This is a genomic window from Idiomarina sp. (assembly GCF_048265525.1).
Lineage (GTDB): Bacteria > Pseudomonadota > Gammaproteobacteria > Enterobacterales > Alteromonadaceae > Idiomarina.
Genome location: NZ_JBLXBI010000001.1, coordinates 198,828 through 217,146 on the forward strand (window position 1 = coordinate 198,828; position 18,319 = coordinate 217,146).

General features: G+C 46.4%; 16 protein-coding genes and 4 tRNA genes. 12 read left to right on the plus strand and 8 right to left on the minus strand.

Features of this window, described 5'->3' with window-relative positions; translation table 11 throughout:
- Positions 1–26 precede the first annotated feature (26 nt).
- The gene (locus tag ACN0TF_RS00900) at positions 27–761 is read left to right on the plus strand and encodes a TadE family protein (RefSeq protein WP_417440388.1); all 735 of its coding nucleotides are present in this window, start codon (positions 27–29) and stop codon (positions 759–761) included.
- Between the two features lie 3 nt (positions 762–764).
- Here ACN0TF_RS00900 and folD read toward each other — a convergent pair whose 3' ends face one another.
- Complete coding sequence (gene folD, locus ACN0TF_RS00905; RefSeq protein ID WP_417440389.1) at positions 765–1,625, minus strand: bifunctional methylenetetrahydrofolate dehydrogenase/methenyltetrahydrofolate cyclohydrolase FolD; 861 nt, start codon at positions 1,623–1,625, stop codon at positions 765–767.
- Between the two features lie 87 nt (positions 1,626–1,712).
- Positions 1,713–1,892 (minus strand): hypothetical protein, encoded by a 180-nt coding sequence (locus tag ACN0TF_RS00910; RefSeq protein WP_417440390.1) that lies wholly within the window; start codon positions 1,890–1,892, stop codon positions 1,713–1,715.
- Between ACN0TF_RS00910 and ACN0TF_RS00915 the strand changes: the two genes are divergently transcribed.
- The 11 genes from ACN0TF_RS00915 to ACN0TF_RS00965 all read left to right on the plus strand — a co-directional run bounded on the left by ACN0TF_RS00915 (position 1,865) and on the right by ACN0TF_RS00965 (position 11,126).
- A tRNA-Pro gene (locus ACN0TF_RS00915) sits at positions 1,865–1,941 on the plus strand. The two genes, ACN0TF_RS00910 and ACN0TF_RS00915, sit on opposite strands and share 28 nt — an antisense overlap.
- Before the next feature lie 28 nt (positions 1,942–1,969).
- Positions 1,970–2,046, plus strand: a tRNA-Arg gene (locus ACN0TF_RS00920).
- A 26-nt stretch (positions 2,047–2,072) separates the two neighbouring features.
- Positions 2,073–2,148 (plus strand) — tRNA-His (locus tag ACN0TF_RS00925).
- Between the two features lie 27 nt (positions 2,149–2,175).
- Positions 2,176–2,252: transfer RNA gene (locus tag ACN0TF_RS00930), tRNA-Pro, on the plus strand.
- Positions 2,253–2,351: 99 nt separating this feature from the next.
- Positions 2,352–2,579: a hypothetical protein gene (locus ACN0TF_RS00935; RefSeq protein ID WP_011234258.1), complete on the plus strand. Its 228-nt coding sequence runs from the start codon at positions 2,352–2,354 to the stop codon at positions 2,577–2,579.
- Between the two features lie 180 nt (positions 2,580–2,759).
- Positions 2,760–4,061, plus strand: coding sequence for a trigger factor (gene tig / locus ACN0TF_RS00940; protein WP_417440391.1), 1,302 nt, complete (start codon positions 2,760–2,762; stop codon positions 4,059–4,061).
- Between the two features lie 99 nt (positions 4,062–4,160).
- The gene (clpP, locus tag ACN0TF_RS00945; RefSeq protein ID WP_011234256.1) at positions 4,161–4,781 is read left to right on the plus strand and encodes an ATP-dependent Clp endopeptidase proteolytic subunit ClpP; all 621 of its coding nucleotides are present in this window, start codon (positions 4,161–4,163) and stop codon (positions 4,779–4,781) included.
- Positions 4,782–4,809: 28 nt separating this feature from the next.
- Positions 4,810–6,081 carry an ATP-dependent protease ATP-binding subunit ClpX gene (clpX, locus tag ACN0TF_RS00950; RefSeq protein WP_417440392.1) on the plus strand — a complete coding sequence of 424 codons (1,272 nt, stop codon included), beginning with the start codon at positions 4,810–4,812 and terminating at the stop codon, positions 6,079–6,081.
- A gap of 121 nt (positions 6,082–6,202) precedes the next feature.
- Complete coding sequence (gene lon / locus ACN0TF_RS00955) at positions 6,203–8,527, plus strand: endopeptidase La (RefSeq protein ID WP_417440393.1); 2,325 nt, start codon at positions 6,203–6,205, stop codon at positions 8,525–8,527.
- 304 nt (positions 8,528–8,831) lie between these two features.
- Positions 8,832–9,104 (plus strand): nucleoid-associated protein HU-beta, encoded by a 273-nt coding sequence (hupB, locus tag ACN0TF_RS00960; RefSeq protein WP_011234253.1) that lies wholly within the window; start codon positions 8,832–8,834, stop codon positions 9,102–9,104.
- Positions 9,105–9,257: 153 nt separating this feature from the next.
- A complete protein-coding gene (locus tag ACN0TF_RS00965; RefSeq protein WP_417440394.1) occupies positions 9,258–11,126 on the plus strand; it encodes a SurA N-terminal domain-containing protein in 1,869 nt (622 codons plus the stop codon).
- Positions 11,127–11,202: 76 nt separating this feature from the next.
- On the opposite strand, the gene ACN0TF_RS00970 is transcribed toward ACN0TF_RS00965, so the two are convergent.
- Genes ACN0TF_RS00970 through ACN0TF_RS00995 form a run of 6 tightly spaced genes read right to left on the minus strand, consistent with a single transcriptional unit; the run spans position 11,203 to position 18,129 of the window.
- Positions 11,203–12,885: a BatD family protein gene (locus ACN0TF_RS00970; protein WP_417440395.1), complete on the minus strand. Its 1,683-nt coding sequence runs from the start codon at positions 12,883–12,885 to the stop codon at positions 11,203–11,205.
- A 41-nt stretch (positions 12,886–12,926) separates the two neighbouring features.
- A complete protein-coding gene (locus ACN0TF_RS00975; protein WP_417440396.1) occupies positions 12,927–14,765 on the minus strand; it encodes a VWA domain-containing protein in 1,839 nt (612 codons plus the stop codon).
- On the minus strand, positions 14,762–15,745 hold the full coding sequence (locus ACN0TF_RS00980; RefSeq protein WP_417440397.1) for a vWA domain-containing protein: 984 nt from the start codon (positions 15,743–15,745) through the stop codon (positions 14,762–14,764). The genes ACN0TF_RS00975 and ACN0TF_RS00980 overlap by 4 nt, the downstream gene beginning before the upstream one ends.
- Entirely contained in the window at positions 15,738–16,214 is a 477-nt protein-coding gene (locus tag ACN0TF_RS00985; protein ID WP_417440398.1) for a DUF4381 domain-containing protein, read from the minus strand. The genes ACN0TF_RS00980 and ACN0TF_RS00985 overlap by 8 nt, the downstream gene beginning before the upstream one ends.
- The gene (locus tag ACN0TF_RS00990; RefSeq protein WP_417440399.1) at positions 16,214–17,173 is read right to left on the minus strand and encodes a DUF58 domain-containing protein; all 960 of its coding nucleotides are present in this window, start codon (positions 17,171–17,173) and stop codon (positions 16,214–16,216) included. Before ACN0TF_RS00990 ends, ACN0TF_RS00985 begins: the two co-directional genes overlap by 1 nt.
- Entirely contained in the window at positions 17,173–18,129 is a 957-nt protein-coding gene (locus ACN0TF_RS00995; protein ID WP_417440400.1) for an AAA family ATPase, read from the minus strand. The genes ACN0TF_RS00990 and ACN0TF_RS00995 overlap by 1 nt, the downstream gene beginning before the upstream one ends.
- Between the last annotated feature and the right edge of the window lie 190 nt (positions 18,130–18,319).

Genomic DNA, 18,319 nt, shown 5'->3' on the forward strand with positions numbered 1-18,319 from the left:
ACGGCACACCGGACACGGAGGTCCTAATGTTATTGTCTCGCTTGAGCATAACACTTCCCGCTGCTTTTTCGGCAGCGGGTTTTTCTTTTCTGAACCCCGTTAAAATACTGAAAAAACAATCCGGTCAGGCGAGTGTTGAACTGCTGGTCGTCTGGCCTGTTATCGTCGCCTGCGTTTTTACTTTTGTTCAGGCTCTCTTTATTTGGTGGGCGCAGCAAACACTCACGGTAGCGAATCAGTATGCTGTGAGAGCGGGAAGCCTTAACCATGGTAACAATAATGCCATGGTGAACACGCTGGCGGCAGGAATGGCCGGTTTAAAACCACAACTGGACATAGATAACAAAATAGCCGCGGCGGCCGAGTCGATAGCTAAACAGCGACTGCATTTCTCGCGGTTTGGACAATTAAAGGTTCTCTCGCCCAGTACTGATGATTTTCGTCAGTTTTCCGACTGGCGTTGGGATAATGAATTGCAAAAAGATGTATTGGAAATTTCGGTCGATCATTATCATGCCCGGGCTGGAGATAACGCCTCCGAGGAATGGCATCAGGCACGCGTTCTGGTCATTGAAACTTATTGGTGCTTGCCACTGGAAATTCCAATTGCTGCTGATTTTCTGGCAGCAACGCAGAGTTTACTCTCAGATTCAAAAGCTGCGACTTACTGTGCAGGTCGAAGCACTTTATTCGATAAACCGTTGTGGGGGTTATCGAATACCGCTCAACATGTCATGTTAAGCGGCTACCGACAACAATAAAACTTAACGAACGTCGTGATAATCGACACAGGCCTGTAATGTGTTCTCAATTAACGAAGCAACTGTCATGGGGCCAACGCCGCCGGGAACTGGAGTGATCCAGCCAGCTCTTTCGGCAGCGACAGAGAATTCTACGTCACCGGTTAACCGACCATCGGGCAGGCGATTCATTCCTACATCTATGACAATGGCTCCAGGCTTAATCCACTCGCCTGGTATGAACTCCGCTTTGCCTACTGCAACAACGACGATATCGGCACGCTTTACATGATCGGATAAGTCTTTGGTAAAGCGATGACACACCGTTGTTGTTGCTCCGGCCAGTAATAATTCCAGACTCATTGGACGACCAACAATATTCGATGCACCGACAACCACTGCATTTAAACCGTGTAAGTCGACTTGTGTGTGTTCTAACAGTGTCATAATGCCCTTGGGGGTACAGGGGCGCAAAGCAGGAATACGTTGTGACAAGCGTCCGATATTAAAAGGGTGAAAGCCGTCGACATCTTTATCCGGCCGAATTCTCTCTAAAATCGGTGTTGCATCCAGACCTGCAGGCAACGGAAGCTGAACTAAAATGCCATCAATGGCGTCGTCATCGTTCAGTTCTTCAATGAGCTTTTCAAGTTCTTCCTGTGTAGTGGTTATTGGCAAGTCGTAATCAAACGAGCGGAAACCAACGTCTTCACAGGCACGACGCTTGTTGCCCACGTAAACTTCTGAAGCGGCGTCGCTTCCGACCAGGACAACAGCTAACCCAGGCGCCCGTAAGCCGGAATCAAGGCGTTCTTTTACTTGCTGTTTGACCGATTGGCGAACAGTGGCAGCGATGGTTTTACCATCGATAATTTGAGCTGGCATAATGACGTTCCCAAAGATGAGAGAATTCAAGGTGATATACAAGCGCATTGTAACTTTTTTCTGCCCTGAATGTCACCGGTTGTTGGTTTAGTCGTCAGGTTGTTGTAAAAGTAGCCAGTCGGCATCGATAACAGAAAAAAAGTTTGACGGGTCAGTCTTCAGCAGGTAATATTCGCCACCGTTGTCGACCAGCAATAGTGTTTTTAAAAGCTGCGTCTGACACGGCTTTCGGAGAAATTCGGCGATTAGCGCAGTTTGGTAGCGCACTTGGTTTGGGTCCAAGGGGTCGCAGGTTCAAATCCTGCATCGCCGACCATTCTCTTGACGGTTTATTGGTTCGATATGCGCCCGTAGCTCAGTTGGATAGAGCAACGGCCTTCTAAGCCGTGGGTCGCAGGTTCGAATCCTGCCGGGTGCGCCATAACGCGCCAAAGAAATCACTCAGTGGTGGGTGTAGCTCAGTTGGTAGAGCCCCGGATTGTGATTCCGGTTGTCGTGGGTTCAAGTCCCATCATCCACCCCATTTCTTTTGAAGTAACATCCTGTATATCGGCGATTAGCGCAGTTTGGTAGCGCACTTGGTTTGGGTCCAAGGGGTCGCAGGTTCAAATCCTGCATCGCCGACCATTACACTAATTCCCCTTTTTCTTTTCAGCCACTACTGCTACATTTATCTAATACTTAATCAAAAGATTTTGTTGTTAATCCTTGGCTGGAGCTATTGTTATGGACTTTAAGAAAAGTTTAAAGAATCCCGCTGAAGCGTTTGATTCTCCGCAAGACGTGGCAAACGATCCTGAGCTTTCAAACGAGCAGAAAATCGAAGTGCTGACGCAGTGGCGTTATGATGAATTGGAAACCGAAGTCGCCGATCAAGAAAACATGGCCGGGGACAAACCGGATAAACTGGGCGAAATCAACAATCTACTCCTTGAGCTTAAAGACAAATCTTAGTTATTTTTCCTTCCGTTAAAGTGAAGCCTAAAAATTGCCGCTCGGGGGCTCGACTCCGGGCGGTCACCTCGCTATAATGCTGCGTCATTTTTAAAGGTCAACGCCGTTGCCGTATCTCATTTTTATAATGATAAGTTGATGCGCGTAACATTCATTGATTGAAACCGAGGTAATGAAGCAATGCAGGTTTCTGTAGAGACAACTCAAGGTTTAGAACGTCGTGTGACTGTTACAGTCCCGGCAGATACAATTGATAGCGAAGTAAAACGCTTATTAAAAGAAGAATATCGCCATCGTCGTGTGAATGGTTTCCGCAAAGGAAAAATTCCACCAAACGTATTACAAAAGCTGTTTGGTCGCGAAGCCCGTTCACGTGCAGCGTCAAGTATCATGCAAAGTAAGTACTTTGAAGCTGTTATGCAGGAAAAACTGAACCCTGCTGGCGCACCTGCAATTGAACCTAAAGTCAATGAGCCAGGTAAAGATCTTGAGTTCACGGCTACGTTCGAAGTGTATCCAGAAGTAGAAGTACAGAACCTGGACAAAGTAAAAGTTGAAAAGCCTGCTGTTGAAGTCACCGAGAAAGACGTCGACAACATGCTGGAAACGTTGCAGAAGCAACACGCTGACTGGAAAGAAGTTAAGCGTAAATCCAAAAAGGGTGACCGTGTCACTATGGATTTCGTTGGTTCTATTGACGGTGAAGAATTTGAAGGCGGTAAAGCTGACGACTTCGCGCTTGAGCTGGGTGAAGGTCGTATGATTCCCGGGTTTGAAGATCAAATCAAAGGAATTAAAGCGGGCGAAGAAAAGACTATCGAAGTCACTTTCCCGGAAGATTACCACGCTGAAAATCTGAAAGGTAAAGAAGCGCAATTTGTGGTAACTGCTAAGAAAGTTGAAGCACGTGACCTGCCTGAGCTAAACGATGAGTTCGTTGCATTGTTCGGTGTGAAAGAAGGCGGCGTTGAAGCGTTGAAAGAAGAAGTTCGCAAAAACATGGAACGCGAGCTGAAAAACGCAGTGAAAGCAAAAGTTAAAGAACAAGTACTGAAAGGTATTGTTGAAAACAACGACGTTGAAATGCCTAAATCAATGATCGACCAGGAAATTGATCAGTTGCGTAAGCAAGCTGCTCAACGTTTCGGTGGTAATGTTGAACAAATGCCTGACTTACCGGCTGAGCTGTTCGAAGAACAAGCGAAAGAGCGTGTTAAAGTTGGTTTGTTATTAGGTGAAGTTATTCGTGGTAATGAACTTAAAGCTGATGATGAGAAAGTTGATGAAATCATCGCAACTGCAGCTTCTGCTTATGAAGATCCGCAGGAAGTTGTGGAATACTACAAGTCAAACAACGATATGATGCAGCAAGTCCGTAACTTAGCGTTGGAAGAGCAAGCAATCGAATTCGTGTTGGAAAAAGCCTCGGTTAAAGACAAAAAAGCGAGCTTTGATGACATCATGAATCCGAAGCAGCAGTAATCTCGTGTAACGGAATCCTTGACGGGTCCCGCTACAGCTTGGTTTAATGGCTCGTATGACCTCATACGAGCCATTTTTATTTCAGGAGCTTTATAAAACATGTCGAGCGATATTCAGGATCCAATGGCACAGCTAGTCCCTATGGTCGTCGAGCAGACTTCGAAAGGTGAGCGCTCTTACGACATCTACTCACGTCTCTTAAAAGAACGTGTCATTTTTTGTTGTGGTCAGGTAGAAGACCACATGGCTAATCTCATTGTGGCTCAGCTACTGTTTTTAGAATCAGATAATCCTGATAAAGACATTTATCTGTACATTAATTCGCCTGGTGGCGTAGTGACGGCTGGTATGGCTATTTACGATACCATGCGTTTTATTAAGCCGGACGTTAGCACCGTATGTATGGGACAAGCAGCTAGTATGGGAGCATTTCTGTTAGCTGGTGGTGCTCAGGGTAAACGTTATTGTCTGCCTAATTCCCGAGTGATGATTCACCAGCCTTTGGGTGGATTCCAGGGACAAGCGTCAGATTTTGAAATTCATGCGAAACAAATTTTGGATCTGAAAGAGCGCTTAAACCGTATGTTAGCGGAGAACACAGGTCAGGATTACGAGAAGGTGGCCAGAGACACCGATCGCGATCACTTTTTATCGGCAGAAGAGTCAATCGATTACGGCCTGGTTGATGGTATTTTACGTCAGCGTGGCGAAGAGTCCTGAGTTGGCACAGAGCAGTTAGGAGAAAAGCATGACGGATCAGTCCAAAGGTGACGGCGATAAGCCGCTATATTGCACTTTTTGTGGCAAAAGTCAGCACGAAGTTAAGAAGCTTATTGCAGGACCGTCCGTGTTCATTTGTGATGAATGCGTTGAGCTATGCAATGACATTCTAAAAGAAGAAATTCATCAACTGTCTCCGGTTCCGGATCAGGATGAGTTGCCTGTGCCAAAAGCTATTCGTAAGAATTTAGACGACTATGTTATTGGTCAGGATCGCGCCAAAAAGGTGTTATCAGTAGCTGTATATAATCACTACAAACGCTTACGGGGTTCAGCGAAGCAGGAAGTTGAGCTTGGCAAAAGTAACATCCTGCTAATTGGGCCGACAGGCTCAGGAAAAACGTTCCTGGCTGAAACCTTAGCACGTTATTTGGATGTGCCATTTACTATGGCGGATGCAACAACGTTAACCGAAGCGGGCTATGTTGGCGAAGACGTTGAAAATATTATTCAGAAACTTTTACAGAAGTGTGATTACGACGTTGAGAAAGCAGAGCGTGGTATTGTCTATATCGATGAGATTGATAAGATTTCCCGTAAGTCGGACAATCCGTCGATTACTCGCGATGTCAGTGGCGAAGGCGTACAACAAGCCTTGCTGAAATTGATTGAAGGAACCGTTGCTTCTGTTCCGCCACAAGGTGGCCGGAAACATCCTCAACAAGAGTTTTTACAAGTCGACACATCAAAAATTCTGTTTATTTGTGGTGGTGCTTTTGCAGGCTTGAATAAAGTTATCGAGCAACGCCTGTCTACCGGAACCGGTATTGGTTTTGGAGCAGAAGTTAAGAGTAAGACGCAAAGTGAAGAAGGGGCAATTATTGCTAAAGTAGAACCGGAAGATTTGGTTCGCTATGGTTTAATTCCCGAGTTCATTGGTCGCTTACCGGTTGTGGCTACGTTAGATGAGCTAGATGAAGAAGCGCTGATTGAAATTTTGCGTGAACCAAAGAATGCGTTAACCAAACAGTATTCAGCTTTGTTTGAAATGGAAGATGTTGAACTGGAGTTTCGTGAAGACGCTTTAAGAGCTATCGCGAAAAAAGCCATGGCTCGCAAAACAGGTGCTCGTGGTTTACGTTCCATTGTTGAAGGTGTTCTGTTGGGTACTATGTATGAACTGCCTTCTATTGAAGGGGTCGCGAAAGTTGTGGTGGATGAGTCGGTAATCGCTGGTGAATCCGATCCTATTCTAATTTACGCGAATCAGCAGAAAAATAAGCAGGCTTCGGGCGAATAATCTGAAACTGTATTAAAAGTGTTCGAAAAAGGGCCGGAAAGGCCCTTTTTTTCTGTCAAGGATTGAACTTTCAGGTAAAGACCGCATATTACAAAGTAAACCTAGGTCGGGAGAGAATTTAATGAGCGAAGAGCGCACCGAACAATTAACGATGCCGGTTCTGCCGTTGAGAGATGTTGTGGTATACCCGCATATGGTGATACCGCTGTTTGTCGGTCGGGAAAAGTCGATTCGATGCTTACAAGCTGCTATGGATGAAGATAAACAAGTTTTTCTGGCAGCTCAGAAAGACGCTTCTGTGGATGAACCTACTACTGAGGATATTTATCAGGTAGGCACAGTTGCGACGGTTCTACAGTTACTGAAGCTACCCGATGGCACCGTTAAAGTGCTGGTTGAAGGTAAGCAGCGGGCGCAGCTGGATGAATTGCAGGATAACGAAGAATATTTCCAGGCTAGTATTCATTACCTGGCCGCGGAAGAGTTGCCGGAGAAAGAAGAAGAGATTCTTATTCGTTCGGCACTGAATCAGTTCGAAGGCTATGTGAAGCTAAACAAGAAGATACCACCGGAAGTACTGACGTCTTTGTCTGGCATTGAAGACGGTGATCGCTTAGCGGATACAATGGCTGCTCATATGCCGCTGAAACTAGCAGAAAAGCAGGCCATTCTTGAGATTACCGACATCCGCGAGCGCATCGAACACCTGATGGCTCTAATGGAAGGTGAGATTGATATTCTGCAGGTAGAGAAGCGCATTCGTAGCCGCGTTAAAAAACAGATGGAAAAAAGCCAGCGCGAATATTATTTGAATGAGCAAATGAAAGCCATTCAGAAAGAGCTTGGTGAAACCGAAGATGGCGTCGATGAATTTGAGCAGTTACAGAAAAAAATCGATGACGCTAAGATGCCGGCAGAAGCGAAGAAAAAGACTGAAGCTGAGCTGCAAAAATTAAAAATGATGTCACCCATGTCAGCGGAAGCAACTGTCGTACGCGGTTATATCGACTGGATGGTATCGGTTCCATGGAAAAAGCGTTCGCGTATTAAGAAGGATTTAGCCCACGCTGAAAAAGTTTTAGATGCTGACCACTACGGGCTAGAGAAAGTTAAAGAACGTATTATTGAGTATCTTGCGGTACAACAGCGAACCACCAAAGTGAAAGGTGCGATCCTTTGTTTAGTGGGCCCTCCGGGCGTAGGTAAAACATCGCTGGGACAGTCGATAGCGAAGGCTACGGGGCGTGAGTATGTGCGTATGGCATTAGGCGGCGTGCGCGATGAAGCAGAAATTCGTGGTCACCGTCGTACTTATATTGGTTCTATGCCGGGTAAATTGATCCAAAAAATGTCAAAAGTTGGCGTACGTAATCCGCTGTTTCTGTTAGATGAAATTGACAAAATGTCAGCTGATATGCGCGGTGACCCGGCTTCTGCATTGCTTGAAGTGCTGGATCCAGAGCAAAACATTAACTTCAATGACCATTATCTTGAAGTGGATTACGATTTATCAGATGTCATGTTTGTGGCGACATCTAACAGTATGAATATTCCTGCGCCATTATTAGACCGCATGGAAGTGATTCGCTTGTCGGGTTACACCGAAGAAGAGAAGTTAAATATTGCGAAGCGACATTTGCTAAGCAAGCAAATTGGCCGTAACGGTTTAAAAGAAAAAGAAATAACAGTTCAGGACAGCGCTATTATCGGCATTATCCGTTATTACACCCGCGAAGCCGGGGTGCGTAATCTTGAGCGTGAATTATCTCGTCTGTGCCGTAAATCGGTTAAGCAAATTTTGCTGGATAAATCGATAAAGCATGTTGAGATTACCGGCGACAACCTGAGCGACTACTTGGGCGTGCAACGGTTTGATTACGGCAAAGCTGAAGAAGCCAACCAAGTGGGTCAGGTTACTGGCTTGGCATGGACTGAAGTCGGTGGTGACTTGCTAACTATCGAAGCGACGAACGTGGCCGGTAAAGGAAAGACGACCACGACGGGCTCGTTGGGCGATGTTATGCAGGAGTCGATTCAGACTGCTCTGACAGTGGTTCGTAGCCGTGCTGACAAGCTGGGTATTGCGGAAGACTTCCATGAAAAACGCGATATTCATGTGCACGTACCTGAAGGCGCTACGCCAAAAGATGGACCCAGTGCCGGTATCGCTATGGTGACAGCTATGGTGTCGTCGTTAACAGGAAAACCTGTGCGTTCTGATGTCGCGATGACTGGCGAAATTACGTTGCGCGGTGAAGTTCTTGCCATTGGTGGGTTAAAAGAGAAGTTACTGGCTGCTCACCGGGGCGGAATTAAGCATGTGTTAATTCCTAAAGAGAATGAACGCGACTTAAAAGAAATTGCTGATAACGTAAAAGAAGATTTAGTGATTCAGCCGGTAAAATGGATTGATGAAGTATTGGATGTCGCCTTGGTTAAGGATTAACCAGCGGAGTAATACTAAAGTCATATTCGAGCACTAGAATGCGGCCTGCGGATGAGAAATCATGCTTCAGACCGCATTTTTTCGTTAAAAAGTGAGTAAAAAGGGTTTTCAATCTAAAAGACTGTGGTAGCCTAGAGTTTATAGCTGATTCACATGTATGACATACGAACAGCTGGATAGGAAAGCCATTTGGACTAATGGTGCTTGAACAATTAAATCAAGCTTGATATAACCGTTCTGGCCCATTTTAAAATCCGAATGGAACCACGGAAACTTGATAATAACAATCTAAGGGGATGATACTGTGAACAAGTCTCAGCTTATTGACAAAATCGCGGCAGGTGCAGATATTTCTAAGGCTGCTGCTGGTCGTGCTCTGGACTCTATGATCGATGCAGTAACTGATGCTCTAAAAAAAGATGACCAAGTCGCATTAGTTGGCTTCGGTACGTTTAGCGTGCGTGAGCGTTCTGCTCGTACTGGTCGTAACCCTCAAACGGGTGAGACTATCCAGATCGCTGCTGCTAAAGTTCCTTCTTTTAAAGCAGGTAAAGCACTGAAAGACGCAGTAAATTAATTAAAGCGCATTAGCGCTTTTTTTAAAGAATAATAATAGTAGCCCGAGGTTTATAAAACCTCGGGTTATTTTTTTGTATGAATGGTGAGTTTTAAAACGAATCACCTTATAATGTGACGTTGTTTATTCAGGTTAAATAAGGAAAGCCTTATTATGTTAGAGCGGATTCGGGAAGGCTCGCAGAGTTATACTGCTAAGGCCATTCTTGTGTTAATCATTCTAACTTTTGCATTAGCAGGTGTTGGTGGTTATATCACTAGTGACACAGAAGATGCTGTCGCAAAAGTTAATGGAGAAGAAATTCCTCGTAGTGACTACGATCGTGCTTATGAAAACGAGCGTAGCCGCTTGCAAGAGCAGTTTGGTGATATGTTTTCTGCTATTACTTCCGATCCAAACTATATGCGTAATTTACGTAGCGGAGTATTAGAGCAACTCATCGAACAAGAGCTTTTAGTGCAATACGCTGAAGATAACGGGATGAGAGTAGGTCCTGCGCAGGTAAAAGCTGCAATCCGTGATATTTCTCAATTTCGCACTGCTGGACAATTCGATAACGATGTCTATCTAATGGCGTTGCGCAATGCTGGTTACAGTCCTGAAGCTTTTGCTAAGGTTATGCAGCAAGATATGACGCGCAATCAATTGCTACGTGGCCTGTCTGCAACTGAGTTCGTGCTGGAGCCCGAAGCTATTGCGTTTATGCGCTTACAAAGCCAGTCGCGTTCAGGCGGCTTCCTGATAGCTCGCAATGAAAACTTCGAAGAGCAGGTAGAGATTGCAGAGCAGGATATTGAAAACTTCTATCAGCAAAATCAAGATATGTTCCGGACTCAGGAAAAACTTAGCGTTGCTTATGTGGAGCTTTCGTTAGCTGCTGTAGAGTCTGAAGTCGAAATTTCAGACGAAGAAGTACGTCAGTATTATGATGAGCGTCAACAGCAATATTCAACGGAAGAAGAGCGCCGTGTGTCTCATATTCTGATTGAGTTTGATACTGATAACGCTAAAGAGAAAGCTGAAGAAGCGCTTGCTGAACTCGAACAAGGTGCGGACTTCTCGGAAGTAGCGCAGACTTATTCAGATGACACGTTCTCGGCAGAGCAGGGTGGCGATCTTGACTGGATAGAAGCCGGTATGATGGATGAAGACTTCGACGCCGCTGCTTTTGAGTTGCAAAGTGTTGGTGACTTATCCGGTGTTGTGGAAACCAGTTTTGGTTACCACATTATTAAACTGACCGATTTACGCGAAGGCTCAGTCACACCATTTAGCGAAGTGGCAGACGAAGTGCGTCAGCAACTGTTGACCGAAAAAGCGGAAGACCGCTATTTTGAAAAACAACAGAAACTAGCGGAAATTAGTTTTGAGCAACCTGACACTTTAGAACCTGCCGCAGAAGAAATTGGTGCTACTGTACGTCGCTCCGATTTATTTACTCGTGAGCGAGCGCCTACTTCATTAAGTGATGATGTGATTCTCAATAACTTATTTTCGGAAGAGTTAATTAAAGAGAAACTGAATAGTGACATCATCGAGACGCCGGATGACCGTTCTCTTGTTGTGCGCGTAACGGATCATCAACCAGAGCGTGTAAAGGATCTGGACGAAGTTCGTGAACAAATCGTTTCGCAGTTGCGCGTAGAAAAAGCTCAGCAGCTGGCACTCGAGCAGGCGGATGAATGGTTGCAGGCATGGGAAAACGGCGATGAGGTTAGTGACGACATTGTCTGGGTGGACAGCGTAGAGCGAAATAGCGACGAATATCCGCGAGCCATAGTACAAGAGTTGTTCTCGATGTCTCCTTCAGCTAGCGACGAGAGTGTTTTTAATACGGTTGCCTTGCCAAATGGCGATGCTGCTGTTGTCGCGTTGACCGAAGTTTCTCCGGGAAGTGCTGACGATAACCAGCTTGATGAGTTAAAGAGTCAGATGCAGAACCGTCAAGCTCAGGTGATGTTACAAGCGTTCATCAATAATTTAAAAACGGACGCAGATATTCAACGTTTATCGACTCGGTAAAGGTTAATATCTCAAGAAAAAGGCTCAGACCGTAAAAAGTCTGAGCCTTTTTTATTGCTATTGCGGAAAGTTTTTATCAACTATTGTTATATAAATTAGGCAACACGTTCTTGTTCTTGGTCGTTGTTTTATTTTTTCTGCTCTCTATAGAGGCTTTAACGTCTTTATAAAGCACTTTACCATCCTGCCATGGGGTAGCCCCCGGATGGTAGAGACTTTGCTGCAAGCTTGAGCATGAAGCTTCTATCGAAAGGTACTGGGACAGCTCTGTTAAGCTGTTAAACGAACGCTCAAAATATCGGTTTGCCCACTTTAATAGAGAGTCTTTTGCTTCTTGCGCATTATTGTTACGGCAGGCAAGCTGAAATTCTCTCCAGAAATTGTCTTTATTGAGGTTACGCGGTGTTTCTTCCGGTTTACGCGACGATACTCTACTCTGAGAGATTGTGCCTTTATGCCAAAGAAGGTAGACGTTCAGTATGAGCGAAATAACCAATGCAAGGGCAAGTAAACTTATTACCCAGATATTCCATTCAGCTGATTGGGCTTTCACCTCAGTCGAAGCCTGCTTCTCATCCTTTTCTGGTTGCTTTTCAGCAGCAGGAGCTTCGGCATTACCATTTGGCGTCGGAATAGACTGCATGCCGTCGCCCATTGCAACAGAGAAGTTAAGCTCTTTGGTTTTTGCCGATGCAGATGAACCTGTTTTGGTATTAAACCAGGGGATGCTTAGCGCTGGAATTTTTAACGGCCCAGGCTGATTAGGAACGATAGCAAAGCTTATTGTTTTTTGAGAAATAATAACGCCGTTACGGCTAAACTGATCCGTCTCATCGCCATCCGGATAAACTCTTACCGTATCGGGAAAATCGGGTTGAATGTCCGGTAATTGCTCTGGCTTCACACCAACAGCAGTCAGCATATAAGAAACCGTAAAGGGTTCGCCTACGGTATAACTGTCTTGTTCAGGCGAGACAGACTGGGAAACACTGACAAGCTCGCTGGGTAACCAATGGCCTTGCCAATTATCTGGAACGGCCTGCACCTCAACCTCTATAGCTTCAGCAATGGTGCTGACAGGCTGCGTATTGGAAAAAGATGAAAAGATAGAACGCTGGCCCTGAGTGAAAACTTCACCATCGAAACGGGCTCCTGTAATACTTAAAGAACCGGACTTGCTTGGCGTTATTTGATAAACACGCTGATAAACCTTATAGCGCCTGCCATTCACCATTTCAGTGCTTTCTTCATCCCTGCCTATTTGCTGAATGTCGGCATTCTCTGCTTCAGGCGGTATTAAGTTTCCCTTGTTCAAGTCGGCAGCAAGAAATAACCGCGCAACATAGGTGATAGGCTGCTGTAAATAGACTTGCTGACTGTCTACCTGAGCCTCAAGGAAAGCGACTTTTTGTTCATTATCCTGATTATTACCGGGCTCCAGAACTTGCAGTGAAATAGGATCCGATGAGGCTCCAGCTATGCTAATTTCGGGAATTTTATAGTCCCCGGCAGACTGGGGAATGAGTACGGTTGTAAAACGCGTCTGTTTGCTCAGTTTACCGTTAATCATTGACGTCTGACGGCTGACCGAAGTTCTGCCCACAACAAAGTCTTTTAGTAGTTTAGATGGCGAAAAGCTGTCGTTAGTCACATCGTCGTCAACGGTTACCGTTAAAACAAAGGACTCGTTGGCCGTAACCGGGTTGCGATCGACCGTTGCGGTAACTTCAGAGACATCAGCGTGAGCAAGCTGACTCACGAGCAAAAAACTCATCAATAAGATAATGTGTCGCCATACTCTTACCATTTTTTATCTTCTCCCTGGGGTTCTGAGGCTCTTCGCTGACGCCGTTTCTGGCTCTCCAGAAGCATTTTATTACGTAGCAGTATACTCGGGTCATCAGGCACCCGGTTCATCCACTGTTCCAATTGCTGGGCTTTCTCAGGATCAATATCGCCCTCGCGCACTTGCTGTTGAAGTTGTTCGCTGGATTCTTCGGCGCTTTCGGTGTCTTGATCCTGGCTCTGCTGTTCTTGCATTTCTTCCTGAGATGACTCCTGCTCCTGTTCTTTTTGCTCTGGGTCAGACTCTCCATCTTGCTGGCCCTGCTCATCCGGGTTAGGAGGACCATCATTGTTGTTGGATTGATTACTTTGCTGCTCTTCGCTGTCACCACTTTGCTCAGAATTCTTATCCGATTCGTTATTATCAGAATCTGACTCCTCGGAGGATTCGTCCGAGCCGCCGGAGTCTTCTGACTCCTGCTGTTGTTGTAATTGTTCAGCAAGCTGCTTGTTTTCCGCTGCCTGGGACCAGTCAGGCCGTTGTTCCAACGCTTTGTCGTAAGCTTCTATTGCTGCATCGTATTGTTGTTGCTGAGCCAGGGCATTACCTAAATTGTATTGCGCTTCTGCTGAATCGTCCTGAGAGAAGGCCTCGGCGGCAGCTTCATAGTCCCCATCGCGGTACAGAGCTGCGCCCTGGCGAAAAGGCGTGTCACTAAGGTTAGCAGCCTGTTGATATTCTTCTTCCTGATATAAACGCTGTGCGCGTTGCTCCTGATTCAGTAGTTGTTTCTGCCAGACGGACTCCTGTTCAGCATGAACACTTGGAGTGAAGCCGATTAAAGGCAATAACATAGAGAGTAACAAAGGGCTTAGCAGATTGCCCCGACGCCAGCTGAATAACATAATAGGCAAGATAAAGAGTGCAACGTAAGGGCCCATATCACGCCACGCGTCTCCTTGCTGCTGATCATCACCGTCCTTACCTTCACGCGTCAGTGGTGCCTGGTTTATCAGTTTATCAATATCACTATTGTCGGCGGTTACTGATGAGAAGGCTCCACCCGTAATAGAAGCCAGATCAGATAATCGCGAAGCATAAGTTTTGGCAATAATGACCTGATTGTTGTCTTTTAATAAACGGCCAGAGCTGTCGCGGATTGCGGCTCCTTCTTCAGTACCAACTGCCAGAATAGAAACCCGGTGATCGATAGAGCGCAAATAACTACTGAGTTGGTTGAGTTCGCTACTACTGATGCCGTCGGTAAGCCAGTATATATCGCCTTGCGGATAGCCGGCATTTTTTAATAAGTCGTCAGCCAGTTCCAGAGCCAACTGAGGTTCACTGCCTTGCGCCGGCATAATGTCGGGCGACAGTGAGGGAATGAGGTTCATTAAATTACGGTTATCGGCAGTCAGCGGACTGATGATAAAAGCATCGTCGGCGTAAGCGATAAGACCGGTGTCACCATCAAGTCCCGCCCGGACTAAATCAATGGCTTTGTATCTCATTCGGGTTAAGCGGTTGGGTGAAATGTCATCGGCTAAAACCGATGGCGACATGTCCATAACCACAACCTGTCCCGACTCAAGCTGGTAAACCGGTTGTGGCAGTCGTTCCCAGGTAGGCCCGCAAAGCGCCAGTGTTGCCAGACCTGAAATTAACAGAAAACGGTGGGCAGGCCAGAGAGAGGGTTGTGACCCTGACTTAACCAATACTTTTGACAGGTGACCGGGTAGCCATTGATGCCATCCGGCCTGATGTTTCTGACTGTAGAGTAAACGCCAATACAGCAGTGCGACAGGAATTAAAGCCAGCAACCACCAGGGGCGCAATAAGTGAAATTCGCTCATGAACGTCTCCCCCATGGTCGATAGTGCAACAAGGCTACCGCAATAAACAGAAGAAAACTGATTGCCAATGGCCAGTAAAATAAACTCACTCGAGGCCTTAGTTGCTGAGGGTCACCGGCAATAGGCTCCAGCTTGTCCAGGCGTTGATAAATTTCTTCGAGTTCATTGGTACTGCGGGCACGGAAATATTTACCACCAGTTTGTTTAGCGATACTTTGCATTAACGGCACGTCCAAATCACGGCTTGGATTAACTCTTCGTTGTCCGAAAAAGCTATCAACGACCACTTCTTCAGCACCCACGGCGATAGGATAAATCGTCACATCGTAAGCCTGAGCCAGCTCGAGAGCCTGTTCCGGAGTCAAATTCCCCGCTGTGTTTTGACCATCGGTCAGTAATACCAGTACCCGGTTCGATTCTTCATCGTTACGAAAGCGTTTCACGGCCAAAGCAATAGCGTCTCCTATTGCGGTGCGTTCACCAACTAAGCCAAGCGCAGACTCATTGAGCATTTGCCTTACAGTATTGCGGTCGTAAGTCATGGGTGTCTGCAAATAGGCGGTATCTGCAAATAGAATAAGCCCAAGCCTGTCACCGTCGCGGCGTTCAATAAAGTCGCTCAAAACGTGCTTAACCATAGTTAAACGATTCACTGAGCGGCCTTCCAGTTGCATATCTGCAATCTCCATACTGCCGGATAGATCCACCGCCAGCATAATTTCTCTTCCTTCGGCTCGAATTGCGAGCGGCTCGCCCAGCCACTGAGGCTTTGCTACAGCCGCGACCAGCATGATCCAGCATAAGCTCATCAACGGTAATAAAAGCCAGCGTTTACCAGAATTCTGACTGCCGCTAACTAAACCGTAAGTGCTGGGAAGGCGTATAGCAGAGCTGTTTTTACGTACGGCCGGAAACCATTTCCAGATAATGGCGGGTAAGGGCAGCAGGCAAAACATCCACGGCCAGGCAAATTCAAACATCTTCGGCTCCGGGTTGCTTGCTTAAATCTTTACTCAGCCACAGGCGAGCGAGTTCGTAGTAGTGTCGATTAAAGTTATTATCAGCAATGCCATAAAAGTTTTTATTCGCCTCATTAAGCAAAGGTTCATAAGTTACCTTTTCCTTGCCTGACAGAGGACTGAGCAAGAAACTTATCCATTGACGACTGTGTTTTTCCGCAATGAGCTCTCTGGGGTAATAGGCCAGCGCCGTGCGTTTCAGTAATATAGTAAGCTCTTCGATACTCATGTTTCTGTCTTGCTGCAACTGTCTGATAGCCGCTTTACGCGCGCGCGATTGCTGCCGACGTCGAACTAACCAGAAAATAAAAAAAGCAATGCAAGCCAGTAGCGCAACGGCAATAGCAATTGCGGGCCATGACGGCGGCCACCAACTCGCGGCTCCCGGTTCAACAATATCATTAAGATTATTTAGTGACGGTTGCTGCATTATTTTACCTCTGCCCATTGCTGTTCCAATGGTAAGGCACTGGATATTGGTGTTAAAGCCAACTTCCGCTTCCTGAATTCTTGCTGAATACTGCTCCAACGAAGCTCGGCGGCATTTTGATATGTTTTTCTTTGCTGTTGGTCGGCTAGATTTATACTGACTTTTTGCTGACCATCGGTAATCGCCAGTGGATGCGACGAGTACCCCTGGGGTAACTCATGCTCCATAGGGTCGTAAAGCCCAAAACAACGAACCGAATTATGCTGGGATAGCACGCGTAATCCGTCCAGAAAGCGTTCGCTGGCGTTATAAAAATCACTGATAACATGAATGCTGCTGCCGGGCTTAACCAGTTGTCGTATGCGTTTTAAGTTATCATCCAGCGTGTTTTGTTGCTGTTTTTGCTTGTCTTGCCAACGGTTCAGGCTGTCTTTATGAACTTCCAGAAGTGCATGACATAAACGTAAAACGCCTTTTTGTCTGGCTATAGGTTTTAACTCCTGATGTTGCCAACCGTTGCCAATGAGCCCACCAATACGGTCGCCTTTGTGTTGTGCCTGCCAGGCCAGTGCCGCGGCTAAATGGCAGGCCTGAACAGATTTGAATACAAATTGGCTGCCAAAAAGCTGAGTCAGAGATAAGTCCACCCAGATAAACACCGGGCGCTCTTTTTCTTCGCGATAGAGCTTAGTGTGGGCTTTACCGGTTCGCGCGGTTACCCGCCAGTCAATGGAGCGGATATCATCACCTGGCTGGTAATGCCGTACTTCATCGAACTCCATTCCGCGCCCACGGCTTTTGCTTAGCAGAGGGCCAGTCTGGCTTGAGCGCGGCAGACTTTTATGATGGCGCGCAAACGCATTAATTTTACTGCGATAGTAGAGAAGCTCCTGAATACCGGGACTGACTCCATCGCAGTGCAACTGCTTAAGCCATTGTTCAACTTCAGCTTTTAACATTACGGCGCCGGAACCAGTTTTAGAATGGTATCCAAAACCTGATCGTGTGATACGCCATCGGCTTCCGCCTGATAACTCAAAATAATACGGTGGCGTAAAGCGTTATGGAACACGCTGATAACATCGTCAGGTGTGACGAAATCGCGACCGTCGAGCCAGGCTTTAGCGCGGGCACAACGCTCTAGCGCAATAGTGGCTCGAGGGCTGGCTCCGTAGCCAATCCATTGGGCTAAATTCTGGTCGTAGCGCTGCGGTTGACGTGTGGCAATGATCAGCTGTACCAGATAGTTTTCAACGGCTTCATCTAAATAAAGCTGCAAAACTTCGTGACGTGCATCAAATAGCTGTTTTTGCGTCAACGGAGTGGGGATGTCGAGATCACCTGACAGCGCTTCCCCTCGAGTAAGACGTAAGATTTGCTGTTCTGTCTCTGCATCCGGATAGTCGAGTTTTAAATGGAGCAAAAACCGGTCGAGCTGAGCTTCAGGAAGTGGATAAGTTCCTTCCTGCTCCAGCGGGTTCTGTGTTGCTAACACCATAAAGAGATCAGAAAGCGGGTAACTGCGCTGGCCGACCGTAATTTGTCTCTCTGCCATAGCTTCCAGTAACGCTGACTGAACTTTTGCCGGGGCCCGGTTTATTTCATCGGCCAGAATTAAATTATGGAACAAAGGGCCTTGTTGAAACTCAAACTGTCCGGTTTCGGGACGAAAAATGTCGGTGCCGGTTAAATCAGCAGGTAATAAGTCGGGAGTGAACTGCACTCGGTGAAAGTCACCTTCAATACCTTTTGCTAAAGCCTGTACTGCCCGGGTTTTAGCCAGGCCGGGCGGGCCTTCTACCAGCAGGTGGCCGTCAGCCAGTACGGCAATTAAAAGGTTTTGAGTGAAGTCCGGCTGTCCAAGAACTTGCCGATTCAGGTAATTTTGTAATTGTTGAAACGCTGTCGCGGTCATGTTTACTCCAGGCTGTCGTTATCGGCGAAAACTGACTATGCTGTCAGTACCGCATAGCAATGACAGCAACAATGCTGTCTTTGTTCCGAATTTTCAATCTATACAGCATACTTTACCGAAAACGGTGGTTTTAATCTGCTCTATTACGGGCTAGAATTTGTAACATAATTTGTGGTCAGACCAGTATTGG